Raw genomic sequence first — 13,052 nt, forward strand, 5'->3', positions numbered from 1 at the left:
CCCATGGAGCTCGACGGTGCCGGCCTGACGTGCGCGCAGGTGCACGAGGCGGCCTACGACGGGGCCCGGGTCACGATCTCCTCCCTCGATCGGGCCCGGGCCGCGTGGGCCACCGCCCAAGGGCTGCGGGGCCCCGTCTACGGACGGAGCACCGGAGTCGGCGCCAACAAGGCCGTCACCGTGGAAGCCCCCGGCCTCGACCTGCTGCGCAGCCACGCGTGCGGCGCCGGCGCGCCGATCTCGCCCGCCCGCGCGAGGGCGATGCTCGTCGTCCGGCTCAACCAGTTCGTCGCGGGCGGATCCGGCATCGATCCGGCCGTGCTCCCGGTGCTGGCGCACGCCGTCAACGCCGGTTTCACCCCGCCCGTCAGGACGTACGGCGCCATCGGCACCGGCGACCTGACGGCCCTGTCCATCACCGCCCTGTGCCTGCTGGGCGAGCTTCCCTGGCGCCACGACGGCGCCGCGCCGGCCGACGAGCCGCGCTTCCCGCTGGCGTCGAGCGACGCGCTGCCGTTCATCAGTTCGGGTGCCGCCACGCTCGCCGACGCCGCCATCGCCTGCCACCGCCTGCGCCTGCTCCTCGAAGCGGCGGTCGACGTCGCCGCGATGTCGTTCACCGCCGTCGACGCCTCCGCGGAGCCGCTGGCCGCCGCCGTCCAGGAGGCCCGCCCCCATCCCGGGCAGGCCGTCGTCGCCGCCCGCCTGCGGGCCCTGCTCAGCCAGGGGCTGGCCACCCGCATCCAGGACCCGTACGGGTTCCGGGCCTTCGCCCAGGTGCACGGCGCGGCCGTGGACGCGCTCGACCGGACCACCGCCACGATCGAGATCGACCTCAACGCGGCGACCGAGAACCCGCTCATCTCCGGCACTCTGGCCTGGCACAACGGAAACTCCCACGCGGCCCCTGTGGCGCTGGCCCTCGACGCGCTGCGGGCGGCGATCGTGCAGACCGCCCAGCTCAGCACCGCCCGCCTGGCCGCGCTCATGGACCCGGCCTACACCGGCCGCCTGCCGTTCCTCGCCCGGCAACGCGGCGAATCCGGGGCCCTGATCCTGGAATATGTGGCTCAGGACGCCATGGCCGTGCTGCGCCACCTCGCGGTGCCGGTGACGACGGGCACCGCGGTGATCTCGCTCGGCACGGAGGAGCACGCGAGCTTCGCCACCCAGGCCGCCCGCCTCGCCCTGCGCTGCCTGGAGCCCCTGGCGCTCGTGCTGGCCTGCGAGCGCACCGCGGCTCTCAGGGCCCGCCAGGCCCCGCCTCAGGACCGGCCGCTCACCGACGACCTGGAGGAGTCGCGCCGCGCCCTGGCGGGACACCCGGAGTGAGCCGCTGTCAGCGGCCGGGCACGCGGGCTCCTACGGCCCCTGCCGGAGGACGGGCACGCGGGCGACCGAGCCGCGCTCCCTGAGCGCGGGCGCCTGCACGACGTGCCGCCGCCGGGTGCCGCCGTCGGCCGCCGCCGACATGAGCCGGACCGCGGCCCGCACGATGCCGTCGATGCCCCAGTCGACCGTCGTCAGGCCGGGCGTGAGCAGGCCCGACATGGGGTGATTGTCGTAGCCCATGACCGAGACGTCGCCCGGAATCGACAGCCCGAGCTCCTGGGCGGCCGCGTAGACGCCGTAGGCGATCGAGTCGGCGAAGCAGAAGACGGCGCTCGGCTCCTTCGCCGCCAGGATGTCGTGGGCCACCGCCGTCGCGTCGGCCAGGCCGTGGGGCGAGGTGGCGACCTGGATGTCCAGGCCCAGCCGCTCGGCCTCGGCCATCACGTGCACGTCGGCGGGGCGGTCGGGCGTGCTGGCCCGGGTGGGCGTGAGCACGGCGATGCGGTGGTGGCCGAGGGCGCGCAGGTGCTCGAGAGCCAGGGTCACGCCGCGCCTGTTGTCGAAGATGACCTCGCCGGCCGTGCCCGCGATCGAGTCGCCGACCGCGATCACCGGCAGCGACTCGCACAACTCCGGCCAGAACGCCGCCGCAGGGTCGATCGGCTGCACGATCATGCCGTCGACCCGCTGGTCGCGCAGTTGCTGAGCCAGCGCCCGCTCCCTGGCGGGATCGCCGAACGCGTCGAGGATCAGCGCGTAACGATCCTTCTCGCGCAGCCCCCTGCTGATGCCGACCGCCAGGGACTGCTGCCACAGATCTTCCAGCGAGCCGCACAGCAGCCCGATCATGCCGGTGCGGCCGCTGGCCAGCGCCCTGGCGATGGGATCGGCCTCGTAACCGAGCTCGGCCGCGGCGGCCCGCACGCGCTCCTTCGTCTCCTCGGACACCTGCAGGCCGCGCAGCGCGTAAGAGACGGCCGCGGGGGACAGGCCCGTCGCCTGAGCCACCTCGCGGATCGTCGCTCTCTTTCGAGGCATTAAGCCAGCCTATTGGGTGCCGCCGACAGAAGCCGATTCCAGGACGCGGGCATGTCGGCTCCCGTCTTTCCGCGGTGCGGACATGCTCTCCAGCATCCATCCTGACGCGCCGCGTGTCGAGCGGTGGGACCGGATCCTCGTGACCGCCCGCGGCAGGCGCCTGCGGCTGTTGACAAGCGTCTGGTGAAGCGGTTCACTGAACCGTATCACTGAACCGTTTCACGTTGTGGATTTCGCTGCGTAGGCGCTTTGCATGTATTGTGAGTAGGAAATAGGGGAAGGAGTGATCGTGAGCATCGACGTGCACCAGCACCTGTGGACCCGCGCGTTCGTCGACGCCCTGCGCGCCCGCACCTCCCCGCCCCGCCTCGACGGCTGGACGCTGCTCCTCGACGGCGAGCCGCCCTACGACGTCGACCCCGCCGACCACGAGCACCGCGACACCACCGGCCTCGAGCTGGCGCTGGTGTCGCTGTCGAGCCCGCTCGGCATCGAGCTCCTGCCGCCCGAGGAATCCTGGCCGCTGATCGACGCCTACCACGACGGCGCCCTGGCGCTGGGCGAGCCCTTCGGCGCGTGGGCGGCCACCTGCCACAGCGACGCCGACCCCGACCGGCTGGCCAAAGACCTCGCCAGGGGTTTCGCCGGGCTGCAGATGCCCGCGACGGCCGTGCCCGACGACCGGCTGCTGGAGGTGCTGACCGGGCTGGACCTGCCGCTGTTCGTGCACCCCGGGCCGGCCGTCCCTTCCGCGGGCACGCCGCCGTGGTGGCCCGCGCTGGTGCCGTACGTGCAGCAGATGCACGCCGCCTGGCACCACTTCCACGCCGTCGTCAGGCCCCGGCACCCGAGGCTGCGCGTCTGCTTCGCCCTCCTCGCCGGGCTGGCGCCGCTGCACTCCGAGCGCCTCATCGCCAGGGGCGGCGGCGGGCGCGGCCTGATCGACCCCGGCTTCTTCGTGGAGACCTCCTCCTACGGCCCGCGCGCGATCGACGCGGTCGTCCGCGAGCTCGGCATCGACGTCGTCGTCAACGGCTCCGACGCGCCCTACGCCACCGCACCCGACCCCGGACTCGGCGCCGCGGCCGCGCACGCCATCCGGGTCGTCAACCCCCGTCGCCTACTCAGCAGAAAGGAGACTCGTACGTGAGCACCGACCAGATCCAGGACGGGGGCACCTGCGCCCGGCTCCCGGAGCGCACTCTCGACCGGCGTGAGCTCCGCGACCTGGTGAACGACCTGGCCGCCCGCCCGGAGGAGTGGCACGACCAGGTCGACTTCCCCGCCGGCGGCGGCCGGCACTACGCCTCGCTCTACCGCGACGCGTACGTGGACGTCTGGCTGCTGTGCTGGCGTCCCGAGGACGACACGGGCTGGCACGACCACGACATCTCCTCGGGGGCGGTCCACGTGGTGCGGGGAGCGCTGCTGGAGTGCAACCCGCGCATCGGCGGCGAGCACCTGGAGACCGTGGTGACGGAGGGGCAGTCGTTCTCGTTCGGGCCCGACCACATCCACCGGCTCACCGGCGCGGTCGACCACAGCGTCTCCATCCACGCCTACTCGCCGCCGCTGTGGCGGCTCGGCCAGTACTCGATCGAGTCGAGCGGCGTCATGCGCCGCGTCTCGGTGAGCTACGCCGACGAGCTCAGGCCGTTGGACGAGCCGGTCGTGCCGGCGGTCGGCTCTGTGGCCTGAGCACGCAGCAGCTTCCGCAGGGCTCCACGTCGGGCAGGGTGATCCACAGACAGCAGGTCCTGCGGAAATAGCCGTCGTCGGCGGGCTCGATCAGCCCGTCGACCGGCGGCCCGATCTCTTTCAGCAACCGCATGTAGTCGCCCTCGACGATCGAGGTCAGCGGATGGGCGACGGCCTCGGCGGTGGACCCCCACAACGTGCGATCGCCCACCTTGGCCAGGGAGCCGAGGGCCCTGACCAGCGGCGCCTGGGACTCGGCCAGCGCCTCGCCGATCGCGCTCGCGCCCGAGCCCCAGCTCACACGCGTGGCCGCGAGGGTCACCCCGGCGGGGGACACCTTGAAGTAGGTGTCAGGCAGCCGCATGAGCGGCACCTTTCCGTCCAGCGCCCACCCGAGCACCATCGGCAGGGTGTGCCAGTAGCCGTAGGTCTTCCAGAACAGCGCCGCGCCGACGTGCCGCGGGGCGTTCCAGCGCGCGGCCGTCTCGTCGGCCAGCTCGGCGAGCAGGGTGTACGGCTCCCGCACCAGCTCGGCGGCGGGCGTCCAGCTCTCGTCGGGCTCGACGACGAGGCCGGGCTCCACGCCGAGGATCCCGCCACGCGCGCCGGCGACCCGCTGAAGCACCTCGGTCAGCACCGCGAACCCCCGCACATTCGTAGGTAAGCCTTACCTCAACGTAGCAGGGCGTCCGGCGTGCCACCCCGCCACGATCTGCACCACGAGCGCGCCCATCCCGGCCATCAGCGGCACCGACCATCCGCCGGACACCTCCCTGAGCAGCCCGAACAACATCGGTCCGAGCGCCGCGACGCCGTATCCGACCGACTGGGCCACCGCCGACAGCGCGGTCACCCCGGCCGGGTTCGCCGGCCGCAACGCGATGATCAGCAGCGCCAGCACGAACGAGGCGCCCTGGCCGACTCCGAGCACGATCATCCACACCCACGGCAGGGTCGTCGGGGCCAGCAGCATCCCCAGGTACCCGAGCACGGTCAGCACGCCCGCGGCCACCGCGTACGGCGCCTGCGACTTCCGCCGCCCGGCCAGCACGGGAACGGCGAGCGAGGTGCCCACCTGGACCAGGTTCGTCAGGCTGAGCAGGTAGCCGGCCTGGTCGGGGGGCACACCGGCCTCGATGAAGATCGTCGGCAGCCAGGCCAGCATGACGTAGAAGGTCAGCGACTGCAGCCCCATCAGGGCGGTGACGTACCACGTCAGGGGGCTGCGCAGCACCATGCCGATCGGACGGGGGCCGTCCTGTCCCCCGGCGCGTCCCCGCCGCGCCTGCGGGAGCCAGAGCAGGGCCGCGAGCAGCGCGGGCACCGCCAGCAGCGCCGAGACGCCGCGCCAGCCGTACCCTGTGACGTGTTCGAGCGGGATCACCAGCGCCGAGGCGGTGGCCGCGCCCGCCACGACGGAGGAGACGTAGACGCCGGTCATGAGGTTGATCCGGGAGGGGAAGTGCTGCTTGACGACGCCGGGCATGGCGACGTTCATGACGGCGATCGCGGTGGCCGCCAGGGCCGAGCCGAGATAGAGCAGGGCCGCGCCGTCGAGCCCGCGCAGCGCGACGCCCGCCGCGATGACGAGCAGGCCGGCGAAGAGCGTGCGGTCGAGACCGATGCGCCGGGCGAGCAGCGGCACCGCCAGCCCGAAAACGCCCAGGCAGACCACCATGACCGTGGTGATCGCGCCGCCACCCGCCGGCGAGAGCCCGACGTCGTCCATGATCTCGTCGAGGAGTGGCGAGATTCCCGCGATCGCAGGACGGAGGTTGAGCGCGGCCAGCACGAATCCCGCGACGAGCGCCACAGAACGCAACGACATAGGCGACTACTCTGGCATAACCGGTTGACAACGTTGTCGCACCCCTCCTCGGTGAGACATGATCCTGGCGTGAGACCGACGATGAAGGACGTCGCCTCGGCGGCAGGCGTGGCGCTCAAGACCGTCTCGCGCGTCGTGAACGGCGAGCCCGGCGTGCACCCCGCCACGGCCGAGCGGGTGCGGGCGGCCATCGACCGGCTGGGCTACAGCCGCAACGAGAGCGCGAGGGTGCTGCGCAGAGGCAGGACCGCGACGATCGGCCTGGTCATCGAGGACGTCGCGGACCCGTTCTACTCCGGCCTGAGCAGGGCCGTGGAAGAGGTCGTCATCGACCACGGCTGCCTCCTGCTGAGCGGGTCGTCGGGCGAGCAGCCCGGCAGGGAGCGGGAGCTGGTCGAGACGTTCTGCGCGCGCCGGGTCGACGGGCTGATCGTGGTGCCCGCCGGCGAGGACCACACGTACCTGCGCAGCGAGCTGGAGGCCGGGACGCCCGTGGTGTTCGCCGACCGGCCGCCGGGCGCGGGGCTCGACGTCGACACCGTGCTCGCCGACAACGTGAGCGGGGCCGGGCAGGCGGTCCGCCACCTCCTGGGCCACGGCCACGTCCGGATCGCCTTCCTCGGCGACGACCCGGCCATCTTCACGGCGGCGCAGCGCCTGCAGGGTTACCGCGCGGCCCTCGGCGGCCTCTACGACGAGCGGCTGGTGTCGATGCGACCGCCGTCGCTGGAGACGGTACGCGCCGACCTGGCTGGCATGCTGGCCCTGGACGATCCGCCGACGGCGGTGTTCGCCGGGAACGGCCGCTACACCGTGACCGTGCTGCGCGCCCTCGCGGGACGGCGGCCGGCGCTGGTCGGGTTCGACGACTTCGAGCTGGCCGACCTGCTGCAGCCCGGGGTGACGGTGGTGGCTCAGGACCCGTCGTGGATGGGCCGGGTGGCGGCCGAGCTGCTGTTCCGCCGCCTGCGCGGCGACGTGGGCCCGTCGGAGCACATCGAACTGCCGGTCCGGCTCATCCCCCGAGGCTCCGGCGAGCGCCCCGCCCCTCCACGCTAGGGCCTGCCACGGCCGCCAGCACGATCGCGCGCGGGCCCAGTAGGTATAGTCATGGGCGCATCAGTTCTGCAAAAGTGTTCACAGACCTCATTCAGGAGCGCGCGCATGAATGCCGCCGACGTCGCACCCGAGGCGCAGACCCGATTCCCCCATGAGCTGATGTACGCGGCGGCGCAGCAGTACTACATGGAGGACGCCACCCAGGGCGACATCGCCAAACGGCTGGGCGTCAGCAGGGCGACCGTCAGCCGGCTGCTCACCGAGGCCCGCAAGCAGGGCATCGTGGAGATCAAGGTGCACCGGCCCGCCTCGATGGAGGACGGCCCGCTGGCCGCCGAGGTGGCGCGGGCGCTCGGCCTGGGGCAGGTCTTCATCGTGCCCAAGGTCAGCGGCCCCGCGCTGGGCCCGTGGCTGGCCCCCGGCGTGGCGCGCGCGCTGGCCGGGGTGGGGCTGGAGTCGGGCGACGTCGTGCTCGTCTCGTCGGGCACCACGGTCTACGAGTGCGCCCGCGAGGGGCTCGGGCACTATCCGGGCGTCACGATCGCGCCCGCCGTGGGCGGCCAGGAGGAGCCCCAGCCCTGGTTCCAGACCAACGAGACCACCCGCATCCTGGCCGAACGCGTCGGCGGCGTGCCCGCCTACCTCTACGCGCCCGCCCTGCCCGGCCCCGAGCTGTTCTACTCGCTCCAGCACGAGCCGTCCGTACGCCGGGTGATGGACCTGTGGGCGCACGCCAAGTGCGCCCTCGTGGGCGTCGGCTCGGCGCCGCTCATGCGGCAGATGACACCCGCCTTCATGCCGCGCGACGCCGAGGCCCTGCGCCAGGCCGTGGGCGACGTCTGCATGCGCGTCTACGACCGGGAGGGCACCCCGCTGACCTATCCGGGCAGCGAGCGCCTGGTCGCCACGCGACTGGAGGAGCTGCGCCGCGTCCCGGCCACGATCGCCGTCGCCGTCGGCGCGGAGAAGGTGCTCTCGATCATCGCCGGCGCCCGGGGCGGCTACTTCAACCAGCTCGTCACGGATGCGCCGACGGCTGAGGGGATTGTGGCCGCCGCACGCCAGCTCTGAACATCTTTGCTGGACAAAGTTTCTGAACGCACGCTAACGTGAGCCGCACCACAGGATGTGACCCCTTGTGAGGGGCTATGTCCATGTCTCGGGGGCAGCGAGCGTTTGGATCCGTCCGCGAGGACGTAGCGAGTGAGGAACGAACCCGTGAACAGAGCTCAGATGCGGACCAGCGCGTTCGCCGTGGCGGCAGTGCTCGCAAGCTCGGTGCTGGCCGCGTGCGGCTCAGACTCCGGCTCGACCGGCGGGGATGCCGGCGGCGACACCCAGAACGCCAAGGTCGCCTTCCTCATGCCCGACCTCGCCTCCACCCGTTACGAGCTGCAGGACAAGCCGCTGTTCGAGGCCAAGATGAAGCAGCTCTGCCCGAGCTGCCAGGTCATCTACCAGAACGCCGACTCCGACGCGGCCAAGCAGCAGCAACAGGCCAACTCCGCGCTCGCCCAGGGCGTCAAGGCGATCGTGATCGACCCGGTCGACTCCGCCGCCGCGGCCACCATCGTCAAGTCGGCCCAGTCGCAGCAGGTGCCGATCATCGCCTACGACCGGCCGATCCCGGCCACGCCGGCCGACTACTACATCTCGTTCGACAACGAGAAGATCGGCTCGATGATCGCCCAGTCCCTGGTCGACCACCTCAAGGAGGAGAAGGCCGAGGGCGGCATCCTCCAGGTCAACGGCTCCCCCACGGACGCCGCGGCCGGCCTGATCAAGAAGGGCATCCACAGCGCCGTCGACCCGAGCGGCTTCAAGCTCCTGGCCGAGTACGACACCCCGGACTGGCAGCCCGAGAAGGCGCAGACCTGGGTGAGCGGCCAGATCACGCAGTTCAAGGGCCAGATCGCCGGCGTGGTCGCGGCCAACGACGGCACCGGCGGCGGCGCCATCGCCGCGTTCAAGGCGGCCGGCGTGGACGTGCCGCCGGTCACCGGCAACGACGCCGAGCCCGCTGCCGCCCAGCGCGTCATCGCGGGCGACCAGTACAACACCATCTCCAAGCCCATCAAGATCGTGGCCGAGGCCGCGGCGAACGTGGCCTGGGGCTTCATGCAGGGCGAGAAGCCCGCGGGCAAGACCACGCTCTACGACACGCCGTCCGAGCTGTTCGTGCCCACGGTGGTCACCAAGGACAACATCAAGGAAGTGCTCTTCGACAGCGGCATCATGAAGGCCGCCGACATCTGCACGGGCGCGTACGCCAAGGGCTGCGACGAGCTCGGCATCAAGTAGGAGAGCACCGATGACCGTCCTGTCGCTGCGCGGGATCAACAAGACCTTCGGCGCCGTGGCCGCGCTCACCGACATCGAGCTCGACGTCGCCGCCGGCGAGGTCGTCGCGATCGTCGGCGACAACGGCGCGGGCAAGTCGACCCTGGTCAAGATCCTGGCCGGCGTGCACGCGCCCGACTCCGGCAGGGTCACCTTCGAGGGCCGCGACGTCGAGATCCCCACGCCGGCCGCCGCGCACAAGCTCGGCATCGCCACCGTCTTCCAGGACCTGGCGCTCTGCGAGAACCTCAACGTGATCCAGAACCTGTTCCTCGGCCAGGAGGTCCGCCCGCTGCGGCTGGACGACGTGGCCATGGAGACCCGCTCGTGGGAGCTGCTGCGCCAGCTCTCCGCCAAGATCCCGAGCGTGCGGGTGCCGGTCGCGGCACTGTCCGGCGGCCAGCGGCAGACCGTGGCCATCGCCAGGTCGCTGCTCGGCGACCCCAAGGTGATCATCCTCGACGAGCCCACGGCCGCGCTCGGCGTGGCGCAGACGGCCGAGGTGCTCAACCTCGTCGAGCGGCTGCGCGAGAACGGCCTGGGCGTCATCATGATCAGCCACAACATGGCGGACGTGAAAGCCGTCGCCGACACCGTGGTGGTGTTGCGGCTCGGCCGCAACAACGGCGTCTTCGGCGTGGCCGACGTCACCACCGAGGACATCATCGCCGCCATCACCGGCGCCACCGACAACGCGGTGTCCCGGCGTACCAACAAGGGAGCGTCGTCGTGAAGGGGCGAGGGCACATGGCGAGCGAACCCGCCTCACGGAGTGAGGCCATGAACACGCGAGGGAGCGCCGTCGTCTGGAGGAGCGGCGGAAGCGCAGCGACCAGAGCGGGGGAAGACGGCGGCATCGGGCGACCGAGCCCGCCGAACGGAGTGAGGCCATGAATACGCGAGGGAGCGCCGCCGTCTGGAGGAGCGGCGGGAGCGCAGCGACCAGAGCGGGGGAAGACGGCGGCATCGGGCGACCGAGCCCGCCGAACGGAGTGAGGCCATGAATACAGTGACCACCGACCGCCAGGACGAGCGCCTGCGGGAGCGCGCGGGGCTGCGCGGCGCGGTCACCGACGTGATCGAGCGCGCTCGCGGCGGCGACCTTGGCGTCATCCCGGTCGTGGTCGGGCTCGTGGTCATCTGGACGGTGCTGCAGGTCCTCAACCCGATCTTCCTGTCCAGCGCGAACCTGGTGAACCTCACGCTGGAGTCCGCCGCCGTCGGCATCATCGCGCTGGGCGTCGTGTGCGTGCTGCTGGTCGGGCAGATCGACCTGTCCGTCGGGTCGGTCAGCGGGCTGTCCGGCGCCGTGCTCGCGGTGTTGTTCGTGAGCGAGGGGTTGCCGGTCTGGCTCGCGATCGCCGCCTCCGTGCTCATGGGCGCGGCCATCGGCTGGTTGTACGGGCAACTGTTCAACCGGTTCGGGGTGCCGAGCTTCGTGATCACGCTGGCCGGCCTGCTCGGTTTCCTGGGCCTGCAGCTGTACGTGCTGGGCGCCAAGGGATCGATCAACCTGCCGTTCGACTCGGGCCTGGTGAACTTCGCCCAGCTCGACTTCGTACCGGCCTGGTTGTCGTACACGTTCGCGGGGATCGCGGCCGTGTGGTTGTTCGCCAGCGGATTCCTCCACGCCCAGCAGCGGCGCAAGGCCGGGCTGTCGGCGAGAAGCGTCACCGCGCTGGCCGCCAGGAGCGTGGCGCTGCTCGTGGTGCTGGCGTTCGTGGTCTGGTACCTCGGCCAGACGCGCGGCGTCGGCTGGATGTTCGTCTTCTTCGTGACGCTCGTGCTGATCATGCACTACCTGCTGTCGCGGACGAAGTGGGGCAGGGCCGTGTACGCCGTCGGCGGCAACGTCGAGGCCGCGCGCCGCGCCGGCATCAACGTCCGGGCGATCTACACCTCCGTGTTCGTGCTCTGTTCGACGTTCGCCGCGGTCGGCGGCATCCTGGCCGCGGCCAGGCTCGCGGCGGCCAACCAGAGCAGCGGCGGCGGCGACGTCAACCTCAACGCCATCGCGGCGGCCGTGATCGGCGGGACGAGCCTGTTCGGCGGGCGCGGCACGGCCTTCGGCGCGCTGCTCGGCGTCATCGTGATCCAGTCCATCTCCAGCGGGCTGACGCTGCTCAACCTGGACTCCTCGATCCGGTTCGTGGTCACCGGGGTCGTGCTGCTGCTCGCGGTGGTCGTCGACTCGGTGTCGCGCCGGTCGAGGACCTCACACGGCAGGGCCTGATGGCGATCATCTGCGTGGACGCGGGGACCACGGTCATCAAGGCGGTCGGCTACGACTCCTCGGGGGCGGAGTCGCACGTCGCCCGGCGGGAGACCAAGGTCGCGAGGCCGGCGCCCGGCCACGCCGAGCAGGACATGGACGCCGTCTGGGCCGCGGTCGCCGAAACGGTCCGAGAGGTCGCGGCCCGAATGCGCGAGCCGCGTGCCACTCCTGGTGCGGGGGAGATCGACTTCGTGGCGGTGACGGCGCAGGGCGACGGCTGCTGGCTGGTCGACGCCGGCGGTCGGCCGGCCGGGCCGGCGATCCTCTGGAACGACGCCAGGGCCGCCGCCACGGTCGACGCCTGGACCCGTTCGGGGCTCGCGGCGGAGGCCTTCCGCCTGAACGGCTCCTCGGCCGCGTCCGGGCTGCCGCACGCCGTCCTCACCTGGCTGCGCGCGAACGACCCCGGCCGGCTCGACCGGTCGCACGCCAACCTGACCTGCGGCGGCTGGATCTTCTCCCGGATGACCGGGGAGCTGGTGGCCGACGAGTCCGACGCGTCCGCGCCGTTCATGGACCTGCGGGCGCGGGCGTACTCGGACGAGCTGCTCGGCATGTTCGGCATGGAATGGGCCGGACGGCTGCTGCCCGAGATCCGGTCCTGTCCGGTCGCCGAGCTGACGGCGGACGCCGCCGCGACGCTCGGCCTGCCCGCCGGCACGCCGGTCGTGATGGCCCCCTACGACATCGCCTCGACGGCCCTGGGCGCGGGCGCGGTGGCGCCGGGGCAGGCGTGCGGGATCCTCGGCACCACGCTGTGCACCGAGGTCATCGTCGGCGCCCCCGACCTGGACGGCGACCCGATCGGCATCACGATCGCGCTGCCCGGCGGCTACCTGCGGGCCTTCCCCACGTTCGCCGGCACGGAGGTCGTGCAGTGGACGTGCCGCCTGCTGGGCCTGGACGGCCCGGCCGAGCTGGGCGAGCTGGCCCGGCGGAGCCCGCCGGGCGCGGGCGGTCTGACGTTCCTGCCCTACCTGTCGCCCGCCGGCGAGCGGGCGCCCTTCTCCGACCCGCTGGCCAGGGGCGCGCTGCACGGCATGTCGTTCGAGCACGGCCGCGAGCACGTCGCCAGGGCCGCGCTGGAAGGGCTCACGATGGTCATCCGCGACTGCCTGGCCGCCACCGGCGCCGCGCCGACGGAGCTGCGCGCGAGCGGGGGCGGCTCGGCCAGCGCCACCTGGCTCGCGATGATCGCCGACGTCACCGGGCTGCCCGTACGCCGCCCGGCCGACGCCGAGGTGGGCGCGCGGGGCGCGTACCTGGTGGGGCTGGCCGCCACGGGCGCCGCGCCGTCCGTCGCCGACGCGGCGGCCCAGCACGTACGCCTGCGCGACGCCGTCGAGCCCGACCCCGGCCGCCAGGCCCGCTATGCCCGGCTCTTCGACGACTTCCTGAGCCTTCGGGGCTCCAGCGCCGGCACGTGGCCGCTGCTCGCCGACATGAGGGGCCGTCCATGAGCACAGGGACCGGCACGGGGCC

The 13,052-nt window shown here is 72.3% G+C and carries 12 protein-coding genes; 9 read left to right on the forward strand and 3 right to left on the reverse strand.

Going from position 1 to position 13,052, the window contains the following annotated elements; genetic code table 11:
* Window positions 1-3: 3 nt before the first annotated feature.
* On the forward strand, window positions 4-1,332 hold the full coding sequence (locus ABGB14_RS19860) for an aromatic amino acid ammonia-lyase (protein ID WP_347645208.1): 1,329 nt from the start codon (window positions 4-6) through the stop codon (window positions 1,330-1,332).
* 30 nt (window positions 1,333-1,362) lie between these two features.
* Here ABGB14_RS19860 and ABGB14_RS19865 read toward each other — a convergent pair whose 3' ends face one another.
* Window positions 1,363-2,370 (reverse strand): LacI family DNA-binding transcriptional regulator, encoded by a 1,008-nt coding sequence (locus ABGB14_RS19865; RefSeq protein ID WP_347645209.1) that lies wholly within the window; start codon window positions 2,368-2,370, stop codon window positions 1,363-1,365.
* 289 nt (window positions 2,371-2,659) lie between these two features.
* Here ABGB14_RS19865 and ABGB14_RS19870 point away from each other — a divergent pair, with 289 nt between their 5' ends.
* A complete protein-coding gene (locus ABGB14_RS19870; protein WP_347645211.1) occupies window positions 2,660-3,520 on the forward strand; it encodes an amidohydrolase in 861 nt (286 codons plus the stop codon).
* The gene (locus ABGB14_RS19875) at window positions 3,517-4,068 is read left to right on the forward strand and encodes a cysteine dioxygenase family protein (RefSeq protein ID WP_347645212.1); all 552 of its coding nucleotides are present in this window, start codon (window positions 3,517-3,519) and stop codon (window positions 4,066-4,068) included. The genes ABGB14_RS19870 and ABGB14_RS19875 overlap by 4 nt, the downstream gene beginning before the upstream one ends.
* Here ABGB14_RS19875 and ABGB14_RS19880 read toward each other — a convergent pair.
* Together ABGB14_RS19880 and ABGB14_RS19885 are read right to left on the reverse strand one after the other, a co-directional pair.
* Window positions 4,019-4,720: a hypothetical protein gene (locus ABGB14_RS19880; RefSeq protein ID WP_347645213.1), complete on the reverse strand. Its 702-nt coding sequence runs from the start codon at window positions 4,718-4,720 to the stop codon at window positions 4,019-4,021. The genes ABGB14_RS19875 and ABGB14_RS19880 overlap by 50 nt on opposite strands.
* 15 nt (window positions 4,721-4,735) lie before the next feature.
* A complete protein-coding gene (locus tag ABGB14_RS19885; protein WP_347645215.1) occupies window positions 4,736-5,896 on the reverse strand; it encodes an MFS transporter in 1,161 nt (386 codons plus the stop codon).
* 81 nt (window positions 5,897-5,977) lie between these two features.
* On the opposite strand from ABGB14_RS19885, the gene ABGB14_RS19890 reads away from it, so the two are divergent.
* The 6 genes from ABGB14_RS19890 to ABGB14_RS19915 all read left to right on the forward strand — a co-directional run bounded on the left by ABGB14_RS19890 (window position 5,978) and on the right by ABGB14_RS19915 (window position 13,030).
* Window positions 5,978-6,955, forward strand: coding sequence for a LacI family DNA-binding transcriptional regulator (locus ABGB14_RS19890; RefSeq protein WP_347645541.1), 978 nt, complete (start codon window positions 5,978-5,980; stop codon window positions 6,953-6,955).
* Window positions 6,956-7,060: 105 nt separating this feature from the next.
* Window positions 7,061-8,026 (forward strand): sugar-binding domain-containing protein, encoded by a 966-nt coding sequence (locus ABGB14_RS19895; protein ID WP_347645217.1) that lies wholly within the window; start codon window positions 7,061-7,063, stop codon window positions 8,024-8,026.
* Between the two features lie 147 nt (window positions 8,027-8,173).
* Entirely contained in the window at window positions 8,174-9,256 is a 1,083-nt protein-coding gene (locus ABGB14_RS19900) for a sugar ABC transporter substrate-binding protein (RefSeq protein WP_347645218.1), read from the forward strand.
* A gap of 10 nt (window positions 9,257-9,266) precedes the next feature.
* Window positions 9,267-10,028, forward strand: coding sequence for an ATP-binding cassette domain-containing protein (locus tag ABGB14_RS19905; protein ID WP_347645219.1), 762 nt, complete (start codon window positions 9,267-9,269; stop codon window positions 10,026-10,028).
* A gap of 267 nt (window positions 10,029-10,295) precedes the next feature.
* Window positions 10,296-11,528 (forward strand): sugar ABC transporter permease, encoded by a 1,233-nt coding sequence (locus ABGB14_RS19910; protein ID WP_347645220.1) that lies wholly within the window; start codon window positions 10,296-10,298, stop codon window positions 11,526-11,528.
* Complete coding sequence (locus tag ABGB14_RS19915; RefSeq protein WP_347645221.1) at window positions 11,528-13,030, forward strand: FGGY-family carbohydrate kinase; 1,503 nt, start codon at window positions 11,528-11,530, stop codon at window positions 13,028-13,030. Before ABGB14_RS19910 ends, ABGB14_RS19915 begins: the two co-directional genes overlap by 1 nt.
* Window positions 13,031-13,052 lie beyond the last annotated feature (22 nt).

This window comes from Nonomuraea sp. B10E15, from assembly GCF_039871615.1.
Lineage (GTDB): Bacteria > Actinomycetota > Actinomycetes > Streptosporangiales > Streptosporangiaceae > Nonomuraea.